Below are 18,534 nucleotides of genomic sequence, written 5' to 3'. Positions count from 1 at the left end.
AATGGTCTGAAATCCCAACAAACACTTAATTGAAGAAAGTTTTTTTGAATTGTTCGTTTTTAGGGTTTAAAAGCTGTTTGTTTATTCAATAATTAATTTATTGAGCTATAATTATTGAAGCGAGGTTCAATTGTGCAAGGAAAGTTGCATTTATAAAGTATTGCAACAGTATTAATTTGTGATACAGTTACTAGGTATTATGAAATTGGTATTGAATAATTTTGAATAAGCCAGTGATAAATTTCAGTTCAAAAAAAAGTCCTACGCTATTTGTAACGTAGGACTTTTAATTTGTTTTAAAACTAAGCTTCTTTTTTCTCAACCATACCTTCAGGTTTTGGAAGAAGAACTTTACGACTTAATTTAATTTTTTTAGTCTTAGGATCATCGCCTACATATTTTACTTCAATAGTATCACCTTCTTTAAGTAATCCTTCTAAAGTATCAATGCGTTTCCAATCGTATTCGCTAATATGCAATAAACCATCTTTACCCGGCATAATCTCAACAAAAGCACCGTAAGGCATAATTGTTTTAACTTTAGCTTGGTAGATATCTCCTAACTCAGGAACAGCTACAATGCCTTTGATACGGTTTTTAGCAGCAGTTACGTCCGCTAAGTTTGTGCCAAAAATTTCAACAATCCCATTTTTACCATCTTCAGTAATCACGATAGTAGTATTGGTAGTTTTTTGCATTTCCTGAATAACTTTTCCTCCAGGTCCGATAATCGCACCAATGAATTCACCTGCAATAACAATCTTCTCAAAACGAGGAGCGTGAGGTTTGTAATCTTCACGTGGTTTCTCAATTGCTTTCAGCATTTCGTTCATAATGTGTAATCTACCTTCTTTAGCTTGAGCCATAGCTTTTGCCATTACTTCATAAGGAAGACCGTTTACTTTTAAGTCCATTTGAACCGCAGTAATACCATCTTTAGTTCCACACACTTTAAAATCCATATCTCCTAAGTGATCTTCATCACCTAAAATATCAGATAAAATAGCGTAGTTACCTTTTTCGTCGGTAATTAAACCCATGGCAATACCTGCTACTGGTTTTTTAATTTGAACACCGGCATCCATTAAAGCTAAAGCACCTGCACACACAGTTGCCATACTTGATGAACCGTTACTTTCTAAAATATCACTTACTACACGAATGGTATAACCTGAATCAGTTGGAACAACTTTTTTCAAAGCACGTAATGCTAAATTACCATGACCAACTTCGCGACGACCAACGCCACGGTTAGGTTTAGCTTCACCAGTACTGAAGCCTGGGAAGTTATAATGTAAAATGAACGTTTCTTCACCTTGATTAAACGCACCATCAATTCTTAGTTTATCCATTGGAGTACCAAGAGTAACTGTAGTTAAAGATTGAGTCTCACCACGTGTAAACACTGCACTTCCGTGAGGCGAAGGTAAATAACCAACTTCAGCCCAAATAGGACGGATTTGATCTGTTTTACGACCATCTAAACGAACTTTTTCATCAATCGCTAAACGACGAACCGCAACGTATTCAACTTCGTGGTAATATTTATTGATAAGACCTTCTTTTTCTTTTAATTCTTCAGCAGAATATTGTTTTTTAAATTCTTCTAAAGGCGCTTTGAAATTCGCTTTACGGTTTGTTTTATTCGGATCTAATTTCTTGGCAGCCGCATAAACTGCATCGTAAGTTTCTTTCATCACTTTAGCTTTCAACTCAACATCGTTGGTTTCGTGGTTGTACTCACGTTTTGTTTTTAAACCAGCTTTTGCAGCAAATTCGTTGATCGCTTTAATTTGAATTTTTATAGCTTCATGAGCAAATTTAATAGCCTCCAACATTTCGTCTTCGCTAACCTCACTCATTTCACCCTCTACCATGGCGATGTCTGTCGCCGAAGCGGCAACGATCATTTCCATTGTATTTCCTACTAATTGAGATTTTGTAGGATTAATAACTAATTTACCATCAATTTTAGCAACACGTACTTCACTGATTGGTCCGTTAAAAGGAATATCACTCACGGCAATAGCTGCAGAAGCTGCTAATCCTACAAGTGCGTCGGGCATATTTTCTTTATCAGAAGAAATGAGAGATAACATTAACTGTGTATCTGCATGATAATCTTCAGGGAATTGTGGACGTAAAGCACGGTCAACAATACGGCTAATCAGTACTTCATAATCTGATAATTTAGCTTCACGTTTAAAAAATCCACCTGGAAATCTTCCGGCAGAAGCATATTTCTCTTGATAATCAACGGTGAGTGGTAAAAAATCTACCCCTTCTTTAGCGTCTTTGTTACTTACAATGGTTGCAAGTATCATGGTATCGCCAATTCTAACAACAACAGAGCCGTCTGCTTGTTTTGCTAGTTTTCCTGTTTCTAAGCTAATCAAACGGCCATCGCCAATATCAAAGCTGTGTGTAATTCCTGTCTGTGACATGTTTTTGTTTTTTTGTTTTAGTGTTCCGACGTTTTCGGAACTGATTTATATTGTTTTATTTTTTCTTCTTCTTCTTTAACGCTGAGAGACTGAGGCACAAAGGCACTGAGTTTTCTATGTGTACAATTCAACGTGAAGTTCTGATGGATTGAGGATTCGATTTTATTTTCTCTGTGCCTCAGCGTCTCTGTAACTCTGCGTCGAAAAACCGTAAGATTTAAACAAAAAAGGCACTTCGATTAGTTTTTCGAAATGCCCCTTTTAAATAAATCAATACCCGATTATTTACGGATATCTAAAGTTTTAATGATCGCACGGTAACGCATTAGATCAGTTTTTTTCAAATAATCTAATAACGAACGACGTTTTCCAACTAAATTTAATAAGGCACGTTGTGTGCCAAAATCTTTTTTATTACCTTTTAAATGACCTGTTAAATGGTCGATACGAAGTGTAAATAATGCTATTTGTGACTCAGAGCTCCCTGTGTTTTTCTCAGTTCCGCCGTGTTTCTTAAAAATCTCTTTCTTTACTTGTGATGATAAATACATTCTTTTCTTTTTTTATGAGGCGACAAATATAACAAATATTAAATAAACAGCAAAAAAAACACACACGATAACTCATTTTTTTACGGTTAATTGAGCATAAATTTTTAGAGAAGAGATTGTTACAATAAATTGGTTTAAAAATAATGTAAACCCCCCTGTTTTCTATTCAAAAACAAGGGTTTTAGTAGTTAAATTAGTTTTTAATAATTCTTGAATTATACACTATTTTAGCACTTTCTTGAATTTTAATAAAATAAACGCCATTTGCTTGGTTTTGAAGATCCAATATTGTTTCTGATCCAGTAACCGCTTGTTTTATGATTGAAGATCCAATAGCACTAAACACTTCTATAATAGCATTAGAGTCAGTAGAATTTGTATGAATAATGAAAATGCCGTTGCTTGGATTAGGAAAAACACGAATACCAGCAAACAGATTGGTGTTTTCAGCCAACCCATTGCAAGTGGCAACCTTAACATTTATCTGAGTACCTGCCACGCATCCATCTGCGGACGTTCCAGTAACACTATAATTATAGGTAATGGTATTTGATGGAGTAATTACAACTACCGTGTTTGTTGAATTTGAGCCATTACTCCACGAGTAGGTGGCAGCTCCGGAAGCAGTGAGTGTATTAGTTTCTCCTTTGCACATTAACGACCGTTGAGCCACAGCCGTTACCGTTGGATTAGGGTTAACAGTAATAGTTGTAGAATTTTTACCAGTACAGCCGTTTAGACCAATCACTGTAACTGAATAATTAGTTGTTACTGAAGGGGTAATGTTTGATAAACTTGAAAAACCTGAAAAGCCAGTGCTCCAAGTATATGAGGTCCCTGCGCCTCCAGTAGCCGCTATAGTAACTTGCTCTCCAACGCAAATTGCAGTGGGTGAGGTAATACCCGGCGTGAATGAGTTTACGGTAACATTTACTAACTTAATATCTATACAGCCAAGCGCATTCGCGCCAAGCGCGGTGTATACGCCTGTTGCAAGCGGTGTGCTTAAAAGACTGAATGTATTCACCGTGGTTGTTCCGGTGTCCCAAGTGTAAGAAACCGCTCCGTTGGCTGTTAAATAAAGAGTTCCACCCAGGCAAACACTGGCGGAAGTGGGAACATTCATCGATGTAAATGTATTTACACTCACTATAACATTTGCTGTATTTGTGCAGCCGGCGTTATTGGATCCTGTTACAACGTAAGTGGTAGTGAGAGCAGGAGTATCAGTGAAAACAGCTGTGTTTACAGGCGATCCACCGGTTGCCCAAGTGTAAGAGATGGCGCCGCCTGCTGTAAATGTAACCGGAGTTCCCAAACAAACGCTACTGGTATTGCTGATTGCGGTTACTGGTAATGGAGTTACCTGAATACTAATAAGTGTAGAAACTGGGCAGCCCAAGGTATTTGTGCCAACCACGGTGTAAACAGTATTTGTAGCAGGAGATACTACGATACTTTGTGAAGTGGGTCCAGGCACATTCCAGGTGTACGTTGATACACCGGCGGTAGACAAAGTGGCACTGCCACCGGTACAAATGGCTGTGGAGCTTGCGGTTGCACTAATATTGCTGTTGTTTATAAAAACAGCCTCCATGCCGAAATAGCCAAAATTTTGGGTAATTGCGTTGAGTACGCCTCCTGTGAGTGCTGTTGAATAATAGAGATTAGCCGGTAAATAGGGAGAAGCCTCTGTTCCTGCGGGATAATAGGCAATCGCATTGCCAGGCACCATTTGTGCAAATCCTAAATAATAGGTGGTGTTAGCAGTCAAGGCCTGTGGCGTGGTAAAGGTAAATGTCTGGAACCCAGTAGCCGAAGTAAGTATAACAGTATTTGTTGTTGCAATGATAACACCTGAAGAACTCAATAAAGCAGCGTAAACCATATTACCTGCGTTGGTAGCGTTATTACTCACGTTGCCTCGTATTCCTATCAAATTAGATGCGACTGGATTTAAATAAGGTGTTGCAATTATTCCAGATCCGGTTCCAAAACCTACGGCATTGGAAGTATAGTTGCCAGTGGCAGGATTTTGCGCCCATTGATTACATGTTACACTTTGAGAATAAGTTGACGAATTGTTAGTGTTATTTTGATCTGAAGGAATCGATACTGAAATAGTATTAGCACCTATCAATTGAGGATTAAATGCTGAAAACGTAACTGTACTGGACGTTCCAGCAGCAAGAGATGGAATCGTTTGGGGATTTACAAAAGTATTTGCACCAGTTACATTTAAGTTCACAGAAATGTTATTTTGAGTGGCTGATCCGGAGTTTCTTATTATTGCTTTTATACTGTGTGGCGTATTAAACGATACATTTACTTTACCAGGCACTTCTAAACCAATAACTTGTATATCATTTGTGTAAGGGTTTGTAAAGCCAAATAAAAATGATGGCCTGAAGGCAGTCGTTCCTAAAGTTGTTGGGGCTGAAGATGCCGAATTTCCAGATGCACAGCCGGGATTTAAATTGGCACCGCCATCTGCGCAGTAGGTTCCAATATTTGTCGTCGTACCAGAGGCGTAAGGTCCTGTTGAATACCAATCATAAGCAACGTAAATGCCACCACCTGTATAAACGAACGGAGTTGACAAAGTAAGAATTATTGAACTTGTTGTAGTTGAAAGTGGAACCGTCATAATGTTGGCATATACAGTAGTCATTCCCGTAGGTATGGTAGCCCAGTTGGTACCTTTTAAATAAGTTACATCTGTAGTGTTTTGTAAGTAAACAGTAAAGTTTCCAGTTACAGGAATATTCACCGACCCTGTAGTGGATAGGGTGAATCCAAATAAAGAAATAGAGGTGGCATTAGGTATGTTTGTTAGTTCAGATTGCATAACCAAAGCGCAAGCTCTTAAATAAGCATGAGTTGAAGTGCCATTTGGAGCGCGAACTTGGGTCGTGGTGTTATCAAGAGGCGCCTCAATAATAAGAGTAGCTTGGCTAAAAGCAAAATTAACGGAGCAGCAAAGAGCAATAATAAAAAAGGTAATTTTTTTCATAGTTAGTTTTTAAAGGGTTATTGTAAATTTAAATTATTTAGTCAAACCCTCAAAAAAATTAACTTTTAGGATTCTCATTAATTTGAGCCTAAAAAGCATAGAAGTATAAAGCTTTTATTGAAAAACAAAAAGTTAAACTAAAGAAAAAAGTAAAAAATCTATGTTTTAAATTAATGAGAGTTAAAAGCCTGTGCCAAAACTCATCATACTTTCCCTTTTCATAGGTTGTATCGTCATTACCGGTATGTTGCTAATATCAACAATTCTCTGAGAATCGGTCCCAGTAAAGAAGCCTTTTATACCTAAGTCTGCTCTATTCATGATCATAATGAGGTCAGCTTCGATTTTATTGCCGTATTCAACAATGCTCGCTGCGATATCTTTTGTAGGGACAGATTTGTTTGTACAAGAAATGCCTTTGCTTTTGATAAACTGTTTTACTTGAAAAGTGTAGGCTAATAATTTATTTTCGTAGTCTAAATTTTTCGCGTCAAAAACACCAATAATCCGAATACTAGCTCCAAAATATTTGGCAAATTGAATAGCAATATCAGTTTTTTCGCGTGTTTCCGGAGTAAGATCAAGTGGTAATAATATGTTTTCACAACCATCACGATGATCATCGCCTCTTATAGTTATTACCGGACATGGAGCTTTTCTAATTAATTTACTCGCGCTAGAGCCTATAATGTTCCTAAATCGCATGTGACTTTCTAAACCAGCAATAATTAAGGTTGCATTTATTTCTTCGGCAACTCTGTCCGTTTGATCATAAACATCTCCTTTAACACTCATGAAATCAGTGGGAACGGAACTCTCTTGCTCGGTTTGTTTAGCAAGTTTTGTTAGCGCTTCGTAGCTTTCATCACCAGTTTGCTCGTAAACGTGCAATAACACCATTTTTGAATGGGTATATTTGGCTAAATTATAAGATTGTCTTATAGCAGCTAAAGATTGTTTGGTAAAGTCGATGGGAATGAGAATAATTCCTCTTTCTTTAATTTGCATAGGATAGATTTCGCGTTTACAAAATTAGGGTTTTTATCGGTTATAGGACAATAATATTTAGTTTTTTTGGTCAAATCAGATTAAATTTCGATATTTGCACCCTTAAATTTTAAAACAAATAAAAAATGGCAGTAAAGATTAGACTACAAAGACATGGTAAGAAAGATTCAGCTTTCTTTCATTTAGTAGTTGCGGATGGTCGTGCACCACGTGATGGAAAATTCATTGAGAAGTTAGGAGTTTACAATCCAACTTCAAATCCTGCAACTATCGACATTAACTTCGATTCAACATTGAGTTGGTTAATGAAAGGCGCTCAGCCCACTGATACTTGTCGTGCGATATTATCGTACAAAGGTGTTATGATGAAAAAACACTTATTAGAAGGTGTAAAAAAAGGTGCTTTAACTGAAGCTCAAGTAGAAGAAAGATTTGCAAAATGGTTAGATGAGAAATCAGGAAAAATTCTTGGTAAACACGACCGTTTAAAAGATGAAACTTCTAAAAAAGCTAAAGATCGTCACAAAGCAGAATCAGCTTCAAAAGAAGCTAAAGCAGCAAAACTAGCTGAAAAACAAGCAGCAAGAGAAGCAGTTATTAAACAAGTTGAAGCAGAAGCTACAGCTACTCCTGATGCTCCCGCTGCAGACGCTCCTGCAACAGAAGAGTCAAACGGATAATATCAATTAATTCAAATATTTAAACCGTCTCTAACCAGAGACGGTTTTTTTTATTATTTTGTGACCATGTATGTGATAATTGCTGATAGTGGATCTACAAAAACAGATTGGATACTTTTAAAAGGGGAGCAGATTATTACTCAGGTAAAAACAATTGGCTTCAATCCCTATTTCCAAACCAAGGATCAGATAAATCTTGAAATTCTAAATCATTTAAAACCACAGATTCATGATTATTTGCATCAAGTTTCTGAAATTCATTATTACGGAACAGGATGCTCTACTTTAGAGAATTGTAAATTGGTGGAAGAGTGTTTAACGCTAACACTTGATGTACAAAAAGTGAACGTGTCGCACGATTTGCTGGCCGCGGCAAGAGCCTTGTGCAAGAGAGAGTGGGGTATTGCTTCGATTTTAGGTACAGGAAGTAATAGTTGCTTATACAATGGAAAAGAGATTCTTGAAAATGTTCCTTCTACCGGATATTTATGGAGTGATTATGGTGGAGGTTCTCAAATAGGTAAGCTCTTTATTAGAGATTATTTTGAAGAAAAACTACCTAAAGATTTATCGAGTGCTTTTGAAAAAGAAGGTTTTAATCGAGATGTAATACTAAACAATGTCTATAAAAAAAGTGTACCAGGTAAATACTTAGCTTCTGTAAGTCAATTTATGAGCCAGCATCGTGAGCATCCTTTTGTGAATAAGGTGCTTGTTGAGTGCTTTGACTCATTTTTTGTTCAACAGATTAGTAAATACACTGATTCAAAAAAATACAAGGTGCATACTTTGGGTTCAATCGGTTTTTATTACAAAGATCTAATTGCAAAAGTGGCGCACAAACATGGTTACGAAATAGGCAACGTAATCAAATCTCCTATAGAAGGGCTGATTCAATATCATACTCAAGTTTAATATTATGCAAAAAAAATTACTGTTACTTAGTTTTGTTGAAGGAGCAGCGGTAATGGCAGCAGAGCTTTGTGGCGCAAAGTTACTAGCTCCTGTTTTTGGAAGTAGTTTATATGTTTGGGCGTCGGTTATGGGAATCACTCTAGCAGCACTGGCAGGTGGTTATTTTTTTGGCGGTTGGATTTCCGAAAAATCAAATCAGTATTCTTTAAATTTATATAGAATACTGGCCATCGCATCGTTATTTTTATTGAGCATGCCTCTCTTAAGTTATTACGTTGTACCTAGAATTTCGTATTTACCATTTTTACCGGGAGTCATTTTCAGTACTTTTCTAGTATTATTTCTGCCTGTGTTTTTTTTGGGAGCCACATCTCCTTTATTTATTTTATTACAGACTAAGCAAAGTTTAGAAGCAGGAAAGGTGAGTGGAACTGTGTACGCTGTTTCTACGGTTGGTGGTATATTTGCCACCTTTCTATGTGGATTTTATTTAATACCAACGATTGGTTTAAATGCCTGTCTTTTGTTTTTTGGCGGTGTATTATTTATTGTAAATTTCATTGTTTTTAAATTTTTTAACCCAGCGCATTTTTTTTTAGTTATAAGTTTTGCCTATTTGAATTTTCAATTTATTCAAAAAAAAGGTGACTATCTTATGGGGTCTGATAGCATACTTGGACGGGTTGAAGTGAAGGATATTAAGGGATTTAATAATAAGTCTTACCGAATTTTAACCGTAAATGATATTGTTCAAACCGAAATGGATATTGAAACTAAAAGCTCTTTATCTAAATATGTAAGTTTGGTAGATACATTAGTGCCAAATTCTATCGGACCTAAAAAGGCTTTATTGCTAGGACTTGGCGGAGGATTAATTGCTAATTTATTAGAAAGTAAAAATTACAGAACCGATGGGGTAGAGTTAGATGAACGTATTATTGAAGCAGCAAAAAAGTTTTTTTTTCTTAATGAGAACGTAAATACCTTTTACGAAGACGCGCGTTACTTTTTAAATAAGTGTGAAGAAAACTACTCAGTAGTTATGGTAGATGTTTTTAAAGGGGAAGAGCAGCCTTCTCATGTTCTTACTAAAGAAAGCCTTGAGAAAATAAAAACCAACCTTTCTGACTCAGGCCTAATACTTATTAATTGGCACGGTTATATCAGTGGTAAGAATGGAACAGGGACTGCTATTCTCTACAATACTTTAATCAAATCGGGCTTTAATGTAAAACTGTGCTCGTACTCAAACGACGAGAATTATAGAAATGTTTTATTTGTTGCTTCACTTAGTAAGTTAAGTACTTTACCATTTGAATTGCATGAACAAATTCAAGAAACTAATCTGATAAATTCTGACAAATTTCCTTTGCTGGAAAAGTATAACGCAGAAGCTAATAAAGCTTGGCGACTCAATTATTTAAGATATTACCAAAGTGGTAATTAATCTTATTCAATAATAAGTTTACCAGTCGAAATAGTTTTCTCACCATTAGAAATCACGTAAAAATAAATCCCTTTAATAAGATCTGTCATAACTTTTGTCTCATAAGAATTCATTGTTTGTGAATACACTTTTTCTCCAAGTGCATTGATAATTCTCAGTTTAGCCCCCTCTAAAAATACATCTGTTTTAATTGTGAACTCTCCTTTACTTGGGTTTGGGTAAAGTGAATATTTAAAAATAGAACTGTTATCACCCTCCTTAATTCCAGCGCACCCGAAAGCCTTAACAGTGGCTGTAGCAACAGCTGTACAATTATTCACATCAGTTCCAGTTACAGTATACGTTAAGATATTATTTATAGCGCCACTCGTTGGAGCGACTGTGAGAACAGAATTTGTGGTTGGGGGATTTGTATTCCAAGTATAACTATTAGCACCAGAAGCCGTGAATGTTACTGGAGAATAATAGCACATAATAGTTACACTACTCACCGTATTTATAATCGGCAAAGGGTTAACCGTTATGCTTATAGAAGGTCTAGGCGTCGTCGTACAAGAGTTTGCTTCCGCGTAATACGAAAATACCGTTTGCGAGCCCGTTGCTGTCAGAGACGAAAGTGCCAGGGTATTTCCACCGGAAATAGAACTGGTTGACGTAGCTGTAGGATACCAAATTGTACTATTACCGCCATTTATTGCGGTTAGAGTGGCATTGGTTCCGCTGCATAGAATTTTTCCTGGTGCAATGGTAATACTATCTGGATTACAAGGTGTCGTGAATGACCAGAGATCGTTTAAATGCCCATCGCCAGTACTGGCAGCATCAAAACCTTCTCCGCCAAAGAGCCAAAATTTACCAGTTAAATCTGTCCAAAAAGTGCTGTACGCTCTCGCACCAGGCATATTTGTTGGTGCGGAAATACCTAAAGTTCCATACGTTCCATTTTGGTCTGGTAAATTTGACCCTTTCATCCAGGTCCATTCATTGAGTATTGAATTATAACGAAACAAATCATTAAAAAAAATATCCGCTGGTAAAGCCGTTTTCAGACCTCCAAACAACCAAACGTTATTATTTGCGTCTACCCAACTTGCAGAGGCCTGGCGAGGGCCTGGTACATTTGCCGGATTGGAAATGCCCTGAATGCCATAATTTGCAGAGGGGTTAGCGAAAGGTGACCCGCCAAGCCACACCCAAGCGTTTGCGCTAGAATTGTATTTCCAAAGATCATTTAAATGGCCAAATGAGAATACTTGTGAAGAAGAATCTCTTCCAAAACCTCCAAACAAATACATATCCGCACCAATTTGCCAGCAGCTTGGAGAAAACCTTCCTCCAGGATGATTTGTAGGAGAGGGAGTTGAAAGCGTTCCATAAACGCCATAAGGATTAGGACCATTACTTCCATTCATCCAAGTCCAATTATTGCTTACAATATCGTATTTCCATAAATCATTTAAGCGACCTTGTGCAGTTGTACTTGTTTGTCCAACGCCACCAAAGAGCCATAGATTGCCTGTTAAATCCATCCAATGACCACTTTGTTGGCGGCCACCTGGCATATTTGCAGGAGCCGAAACTCCTTGTGTTCCATAAATGCCCGGTTGACTAATCACATTTTGACCTTTTACCCAAGTCCATTCATTCGTAATTGGGCTGTATTTCCATAAATCTGAGAGATTACCTGTCCCTACTACCCCATCGTAACCATAACCGCCGAACAGCCAAAAATTACCGGAATTATCTGTCCAATAAGCTGGGAACTCTCGAGCTCCTGGATTATTTGTAGGAGAAGAGACCCCTAATGTTCCATAGTTAGCCAAAGCGTTTGGTGTATTTGCCCCTCGAATCCATGTCCATTCGTTCGTACTGATGTTATATTTCCATAAATCGTTCCACCAACTAGTTAGTGGCGCCTCACCACCAAAAAACCATAAGTTACCGCTGTTATCTACCCACTTTGCACTTCCGTGCCTTTCACCGGGACTGTTAGAAGGAGCAGAAATCCCTTGCGTACCGTAATTACTAACAGCGCTAATAGAATTTGTCCCATTTATCCAAGTAAAATTCTGACTAAAAACTGACGCGGTTAACGTTAGAAGACATAAGATTAATTTTTTCATGGGTTTTTTATTTTTTTTAAATGTATTAAACTTAATTAATAGTTTCATTGAAAAATTCGTGAAAGTCATGCATGGATGAGTAAAGTTGACATTGGGTTTATTTAGCGCATAGTAAGTAAATAAGAAATTTATTTTTGGTACTTTTAATTTTCTCATGATATTAAAGAAATTTTTTCTAGTTGTGTTTGTTTTTCTTTTCACTACATGTAAAAAAGATCCTTCTTTATTTGATATAACGAACCTTAACAACAATCAAATAAGCGTTCTCGGTCATGGTGGTATGGGCATTAGTTATCGCTACCCAATGAATTCAATGGAATCTTTAATTGAATGCTTAAACCTCGGAACTTCAGGTACTGAAATGGATGTTTGTGTTACGAAAGATAGCATTATGGTTTTGTGTCATAGTCAAAACCTTGAAGATAATACCAAGTGCAAAGGTCTTATAAAAGAAATGAATTGGTCAGAAATCAAAAACTGCAACTATGGTTATCCGATTTTTTCAAAGAAGGTAAATATTATTGAAGCTTCGGCTTTTTTTGATGCTGTAGAAAATAAAAATAATTTACTATTTGTGTTTGATTGTAAAATAGTACTTGATGACAAATTAGAATATCTTAATCTCTTTGCAGAATCGCTTTTGAAGCTAATTGACAAATATAATTTGGACTCAAATTGTTTTATTGAAAGCTTTAATACCTCCTTTTTAGAAATTCTTCAATCCAAGAATAAAGATTTGCATTTGTTTGTGAATACACAAGATGTTGAAACAGGAATTGATATTTCAAGAACGATTCATTTATTTGGACTCACACTTGATACTAAAAATGTTACTGATCAAGATATCGAAATGGCGCACAATAACAATTTGAGAGTAGCTCTTTTTAATACTCAAACTGAGCGTGAAAATATTGATGCTGTTTTAAAAAATCCTGATTACATTCAAACAGATAAGGTTGATTACCTTGTTAATGCTTTAAAATAGAACTTGGTGTAAATAAAAAAGCCTTCTAGATTTCTAGAAGGCTTTTTAAAATATTGTTGATTATTTCTTTTCAGTTGTTTTGTCGTCTGCAGCTTTTTCAACACTTGCAGTTTTAGATTTGCAACATGATTTTTCACCTTTAGCACAGCCTTCTTTCTTTTCGCCTGCACAAGATTTTTCACTTTTCGTACATTCTTTTTTTCCTTTTTTTCCTTTGTCATCGCCAAATGTATTAGCGATTGCTGAACTTCCTAACAAACCTGCGAAAGCAGCCATTAAAAATATTTTTTTCATTTTTTTTGTTTTTATGGTTAAGAGATTTTTTTCTGCTTTACCTGATTTTCTTATTCTCAAATATAGAGTATAATTTGCGGGTTAATTGTTAAAAAGAATCAATTATTAAAAGTTTAATGTTGATTTGAACCTGGATTTAACGTTTATTTATTTCTACCAATTAATATTACTGAAGTATGCAGTGATAGGGTAGTGGTCTGTATAAGTTTCGTCGCTTCTTTTGAATTTACTTACGTTTAAACGTTTATCATGTAAAATGTAGTCGATTCTAAATTTCGGCCATTTGCCCGCATAAGTCCTTCCAAACCCTAAGCCTTTTTCAACAAAAGCATCATTTAATTTTTTTGAAAGTTGTTGATATGAATAAGAGGCAGCAGTTTCATTAAAATCGCCACACAATACAATTTTGTAAGGACAAAGTTTCATGTGCAATACAATCATATCAACCTGCATAGTCCGTTTTAAGAAAGCATTTTTTAAGCGTCGTAAAATATTTTTACTATTAGACATTTCGTCGGCTGCATTTGTATTCTGAGAAATAACATCATCCAGAAATTGATTGTCTTTTTTGCTAAAACTCACCGATTGTAAATGCACATTGTAAACGCGTAAGGTATCTTTTCCAACAACTATATCAGAATAGATGCAAATGTTATTTGCGGTGGTATTAAACACAATTTTACCCTTTTTAATAATTGGATATTTACTAAAAGTTGCAATTCCCCAATGATCATATTTACGTAAGGTTGTAGTGTATTCTTTGTGATAATAAGGAGTTTTTAAAAGTAATTTTATACTGTCTGCATTATTAAAATCGCCTTTTTCTTCCGAAGTATAAAACTCTTGTAGACAGATGATATCTGTGTTAATATCAAATAGACCATTCATAATTTTTGGTCTAGTCTCATGATTTTTCCTCCAATTATAAAGATCAAATAACATGCAGTTGTAAGAAGTTATTTTTAATTGTTTGGTTTCGTTTTCCCCACTTGTAATTGTAAATTGTAAATACCTAAACGCAGTAGGAGTTGCAATAAGAAATACAATAAGTCCGAAAATAAACGCTGGCTTAAATTGCATGATCCAATACAGGATGAGTAAAAAATTAACTAAGAATAAAAAAGGAAACGCGAGTCCGAAAAAAGCAGGTAGCCAAAAAAGAACCGGAGAGATGTATTTTGCAAAAGTAGAAACGAGAAGACTAATAATAATGAAGTAATGTAGCCACAGTATTATTTTATTAAAAACAGATAGTTTTCGCTGTTCCCTCGAAATTACTTGGTAGCGTAATTCCTTTATAGATATTTTTTTAAATACTGAAATTGAAATTACTTAACTAAGGCTAAAGCTTCCTCTATAAATGCATAAGAACTTAAAATTTCAGGTTTTCCATCTATTACAGCAACGTCGTGTTCAAAATGTGCACTTGGTTTGCCATCGGCTGTAATAATTGTCCAGCCATCATTTAATTGTTTTATGTTTTTTGTTCCTAAATTAATCATGGGTTCAATGGCTAAAACTAAACCTTCTTTAATTTTTGGTCCGTCGCCACGTTTGCCGTAGTTAGGAACTTCTGGCTCTTCGTGCATTGTTTTCCCCAAACCATGTCCAACCAATTCTCTCACAACACCATAGCCATTTTTTTCAGCATGTTGTTGAATAGCAAAGCTAATATCTCCAATGCGATTACCACTTACCATTTGTTCAATGCCAATATAGAGACTCTCTTTGGTGATTTCTATTAATTTTTTAAGCTCAGGTTTAATTTCTCCTACAGCAAAGGTGTAGGCATGATCACCGTAGTAACCATTTTTCTTTACACCGCAATCTACCGAAATAATATCTCCCTCTTTTAAAGGTTGTTTAGTAGGAATGCCATGTACAACAGCTTCGTTAATTGAAATACATAAGGTAGCTGGAAAATCAGGTGCGCCACGACCACCCTTAAATCCTTTAAATGCGGGAATTCCGCCATTGTCGCGAATGTATTCTTCGGCTAATTTATCTAAGTCAAATGGCATTACTCCCGGTTTAATTTCACGGGCAATTATTCCTAACGTACGCGAAACCATCAACGCCGACTCGCGCATAATTTCGATTTCTTCTCTGTTTTTAAGGTAGATCATTTTGTTCCAAATAGTTTTTTAAAAATAGAACCTTCACTTTTTTTAAAATTGTGATGTGCTTCTTCGTTTTTTAGTTGATGGTAAAAATCTCCACCTTCTGGATGTAAGGCTTGCCACACTTCGCTCCAGCCAATAAAACCTCCAATCATTCTGTCATCAATAAAAATATCTGCGTTTAATTTACGCGATGTTTTTTCATCCAATTTTTCTTCGGGGTAATTTTTATTTACAGCGTAAAATTCTATGCCGTTTTCTTTGCAATAGTCTACTGCTTCTTGCAAAAGTTCTCCAGTACGAATGGTCCAAAGAATAAGTTTATGTCCCTTATCCTGCAACGCTTTAAGTGTCGCAAAAGCAAACAACATTTCTTTTCCAATTTGGGGATATTTGTGTTCTACAATTGTTCCGTCAAAATCAATGCCTATTACTTTGCTATTTTCACTTAAAAAAGGTTTCATTGTTTACAGGTTTTTAGCAGATAACACTTTCATATCGGCTGTTAGTTCATATAAGCGTGGTTGTGCGGTTCCGATTTCGAATTCAAGAATTTGTGCTGGTGTCATTTTTTCTAAATACATGATAAGTGCGCGCAAACTGTTTCCATGTGCAGCAATAACAACGTTCTTCCCAGCCTTTAACTTAGGGATTATTTCATTTTCAAAATAAGGAATAACTCTTGCGGCAGTATCTTTTAAGCTTTCACCGTTTGGTGGCGGTACATCATAACTTCTGCGCCATATTTTAACTTGTTCATCACCGTATTTTTTTGCGGTTTCTTGTTTATCTAATCCTTGAAGATCGCCGTACATGCGTTCGTTTAAGGCTTTGTCGTAAATCGGTGTGATAGGAGGGTGTCCTGCCGTTTCAAGCGCTAAGGTCAGTGTGTTTTGAGCTCTTTTTAAATCAGATGCGTAAGCGTAATCAAAGTGATAGCCCTTTAATTTCATACCAGCGTTTTTTGCTTCTTCAATGCCTTTAGGACTTAATTCAACGTCTACCCAACCCGTAAATTTGTTTTCTAAATTCCAAGTACTTTGTCCGTGACGGAAAATGATTAGTTGTGCCATAATTTTAAGAGGCACAAATATAGGGTTAAATCGTTAAAAATTGGATCGATTTGAGGTGCAGAAGCGTCAAAAAAAAGATTAAATCCAAATTAATCAGATCTCAATAGCCTTTTTAAAATCAGCTAAATTATCGGCTTTTTCTGACAATTCATTTACAAGAAACCTGTTAGATCCTTCCCTAAGACTATGTTTAAAGGCTTCTTTATTGCATAAAAACAATTTATTTTTACTGAAAATACAAATTGAATAAGTTTTTTCAGGATCATAATTGAGTTTAAATCCACTCGATTGATCAAGCGCAAAAACTGTTTTATTGCTGTGATCAATTAAATAAATAAAATCTGGGGTCAGAAATTTTTCTTTTTCATTTATGGCAAATATAGGAACAATAGAGTTTCCGTTGGGTACAGCATGCGGACAATCAGAATTAAATATTCCAAATTGTGAGATGCGGAAAAGGCGCGTGGCTTTTACATTTAAACTCATCGCATTAAAATTGGACGCCAATTCGTTTTGCTGCGTAAGGTTATATTTTTCTCTAAGTGCAGCTTTTTCTTTATCATACTCTTCTTGTTTCTTTTTTTGTTCGGCTAAATATGCAGCTTGTTTAGTAGCCATTTCCTGCATCAAGCGTTTTTCTTCAGCCGATCTTTTTTCTAAGAGAGCTTGATAGTTTTCTAATTTTTGTTCGTACTGTTTTTCTGCTTTTTCGAAATCAGTGCCTGATAAAACCGGATAAACAACAAGTTTTTCAGTTCTATTGCGGTAGCTAAGTGTTAAGATATAATTTTTTCCTTTTACGGGCCCCTGACTCACCTTTACATCGCTCCAAGTAATGTCGTGTAACTCTTTGCTATAGTTTTTATTTTCAGAACCTACTTCAAAAAGTACATTATTAAAAACCGCTAGTTCTGGAAAATCATCCTGATTGCCATCAAGATTAAAAGTTGGTCTTCCAGGACTTGATTTTACTGGTTTATTTGGTTCCTTAGCTTTTGGAAGTCTATTTACCTTTGCTGTATAAATTACTTTTACGCTATCAATCTTTTTTGGAATTACTTTTTCGATTTCATTTTTTAGAGAAACAAGTTTAGGGCTATTTTCTAAAACACTTTCAGAGCGCTTTGGTAAAGTCGCTTTATTTATAGTATTTGAAGCATGATCCTTTTGAATGTATTGCCAGTTTCTTTTAAGCGTGTCGAGATAATATTGATTAAAACGTTGCTCGCTAGTTGACGAAGCTAATTCGACCTCCAGATTTTTATCTGACTTAATAAAAACAGGTTCTCCATTCTGAAACCCTTTAATATCAAACATTCCTGCGGTTTCAAGATTGTATTTAGTACCAGCGCTATCATATGCCATTGGAATTCCGTTGGCAATAACATCGCCCATATCATGAAATTCTTTGTATTCAATAGTTACATCGCCTATAATGTCTTTACCGTTTTTATCTACAAAACTATTTTTTGGTACTTTTATTTTAGACGAAGTCGTGTGCGCAATATTTCCACCCTTCGCGTTATTTACTTTATAAGTAGAGTAGGGTGTTTTTAATTTTTGCGTAGGCGCATTAATAAATACCGACTTAACAACTTTGTTTTTTTTAGGAAGAGTGTTCTGAGTAGTTAATGTTTCATTCGTTTTGGTTTTAGTTGCTTGATTATTGAATAAGGATAAATAAGTGATGGTACAAACCACCGTTATACCTGTAATTACAGTAGTATAGCGTATCTTCTTATCGCGCCACCAACTTTCATCGCCCTTTGCTTTTTTTAAACTTTGCTGTTTAAAACGTTCTACAAGTTGTTCGAAATTCTGGTTTTGCTTAATTTCTTCATCACGGACTTTCGGGCGATCTATATTAAATTTCGGATTCAT

At 35.8% G+C, this 18,534-nt stretch carries 15 protein-coding genes and 1 pseudogene; 4 read left to right on the top strand and 12 right to left on the bottom strand.

The window, feature by feature from the left end; translation table 11 throughout:
- Window positions 1-302 precede the first annotated feature (302 nt).
- The 4 genes from pnp to P2086_RS13875 all read right to left on the bottom strand — a co-directional run bounded on the left by pnp (window position 303) and on the right by P2086_RS13875 (window position 7,016).
- Entirely contained in the window at window positions 303-2,444 is a 2,142-nt protein-coding gene (gene pnp, locus P2086_RS13890) for a polyribonucleotide nucleotidyltransferase (RefSeq protein ID WP_317897347.1), read from the bottom strand.
- Between the two features lie 281 nt (window positions 2,445-2,725).
- A complete protein-coding gene (gene rpsO, locus P2086_RS13885; protein WP_317897346.1) occupies window positions 2,726-2,995 on the bottom strand; it encodes a 30S ribosomal protein S15 in 270 nt (89 codons plus the stop codon).
- Between the two features lie 193 nt (window positions 2,996-3,188).
- Window positions 3,189-6,008 (bottom strand): T9SS type A sorting domain-containing protein, encoded by a 2,820-nt coding sequence (locus tag P2086_RS13880; protein ID WP_317897345.1) that lies wholly within the window; start codon window positions 6,006-6,008, stop codon window positions 3,189-3,191.
- A gap of 180 nt (window positions 6,009-6,188) precedes the next feature.
- Entirely contained in the window at window positions 6,189-7,016 is an 828-nt protein-coding gene (locus tag P2086_RS13875) for a universal stress protein (RefSeq protein ID WP_317897344.1), read from the bottom strand.
- A 125-nt stretch (window positions 7,017-7,141) separates the two neighbouring features.
- Here P2086_RS13875 and P2086_RS13870 point away from each other — a divergent pair, with 125 nt between their 5' ends.
- The 3 genes from P2086_RS13870 (at window position 7,142) to P2086_RS13860 (ending at window position 10,058) form a co-directional block, all read left to right on the top strand.
- Window positions 7,142-7,696: a 30S ribosomal protein S16 gene (locus tag P2086_RS13870; RefSeq protein WP_317897343.1), complete on the top strand. Its 555-nt coding sequence runs from the start codon at window positions 7,142-7,144 to the stop codon at window positions 7,694-7,696.
- Between the two features lie 66 nt (window positions 7,697-7,762).
- Window positions 7,763-8,611, top strand: a complete 849-nt coding sequence (locus tag P2086_RS13865) for a hypothetical protein (protein ID WP_317897342.1) — start codon at window positions 7,763-7,765, stop codon at window positions 8,609-8,611.
- Window positions 8,612-8,615: 4 nt separating this feature from the next.
- Window positions 8,616-10,058, top strand: a complete 1,443-nt coding sequence (locus tag P2086_RS13860) for a fused MFS/spermidine synthase (RefSeq protein ID WP_317897341.1) — start codon at window positions 8,616-8,618, stop codon at window positions 10,056-10,058.
- Window positions 10,059-10,060: 2 nt separating this feature from the next.
- Here P2086_RS13860 and P2086_RS13855 read toward each other — a convergent pair whose 3' ends face one another.
- The gene (locus tag P2086_RS13855; protein ID WP_317897340.1) at window positions 10,061-12,181 is read right to left on the bottom strand and encodes a T9SS type A sorting domain-containing protein; all 2,121 of its coding nucleotides are present in this window, start codon (window positions 12,179-12,181) and stop codon (window positions 10,061-10,063) included.
- A 154-nt stretch (window positions 12,182-12,335) separates the two neighbouring features.
- Between P2086_RS13855 and P2086_RS13850 the strand changes: the two genes are divergently transcribed.
- Window positions 12,336-13,166 carry a glycerophosphodiester phosphodiesterase gene (locus P2086_RS13850; protein WP_317897339.1) on the top strand — a complete coding sequence of 277 codons (831 nt, stop codon included), beginning with the start codon at window positions 12,336-12,338 and terminating at the stop codon, window positions 13,164-13,166.
- Window positions 13,167-13,226: 60 nt separating this feature from the next.
- On the opposite strand, the gene P2086_RS13845 is transcribed toward P2086_RS13850, so the two are convergent.
- The 7 genes and pseudogenes from P2086_RS13845 to P2086_RS13820 all read right to left on the bottom strand — a co-directional run bounded on the left by P2086_RS13845 (window position 13,227) and on the right by P2086_RS13820 (window position 18,534).
- Window positions 13,227-13,460, bottom strand: a complete 234-nt coding sequence (locus P2086_RS13845) for a hypothetical protein (protein WP_317897338.1) — start codon at window positions 13,458-13,460, stop codon at window positions 13,227-13,229.
- A gap of 153 nt (window positions 13,461-13,613) precedes the next feature.
- On the bottom strand, window positions 13,614-14,540 hold the full coding sequence (locus tag P2086_RS13840) for an endonuclease/exonuclease/phosphatase family protein (protein ID WP_317897337.1): 927 nt from the start codon (window positions 14,538-14,540) through the stop codon (window positions 13,614-13,616).
- Window positions 14,541-14,666: pseudogene (locus tag P2086_RS19145) on the bottom strand (endonuclease/exonuclease/phosphatase family protein); the annotation flags it as partial.
- Between the two features lie 122 nt (window positions 14,667-14,788).
- Complete coding sequence (gene map, locus P2086_RS13835; RefSeq protein ID WP_317897336.1) at window positions 14,789-15,586, bottom strand: type I methionyl aminopeptidase; 798 nt, start codon at window positions 15,584-15,586, stop codon at window positions 14,789-14,791.
- Window positions 15,583-16,044 carry a BT0820 family HAD-type phosphatase gene (locus P2086_RS13830; protein WP_317897335.1) on the bottom strand — a complete coding sequence of 154 codons (462 nt, stop codon included), beginning with the start codon at window positions 16,042-16,044 and terminating at the stop codon, window positions 15,583-15,585. Before P2086_RS13830 ends, map begins: the two co-directional genes overlap by 4 nt.
- Window positions 16,045-16,047: 3 nt before the next feature.
- The gene (locus tag P2086_RS13825; protein WP_317897334.1) at window positions 16,048-16,653 is read right to left on the bottom strand and encodes a 2,3-bisphosphoglycerate-dependent phosphoglycerate mutase; all 606 of its coding nucleotides are present in this window, start codon (window positions 16,651-16,653) and stop codon (window positions 16,048-16,050) included.
- Between the two features lie 93 nt (window positions 16,654-16,746).
- Window positions 16,747-18,534 (bottom strand): OmpH family outer membrane protein, encoded by a 1,788-nt coding sequence (locus P2086_RS13820; protein ID WP_317897333.1) that lies wholly within the window; start codon window positions 18,532-18,534, stop codon window positions 16,747-16,749.

Source organism: Aurantibacillus circumpalustris, assembly GCF_029625215.1.
GTDB classification, from domain to species: domain Bacteria; phylum Bacteroidota; class Bacteroidia; order B-17B0; family Aurantibacillaceae; genus Aurantibacillus; species Aurantibacillus circumpalustris.
This window is presented reverse-complemented; position numbering and strand designations above follow the sequence as displayed.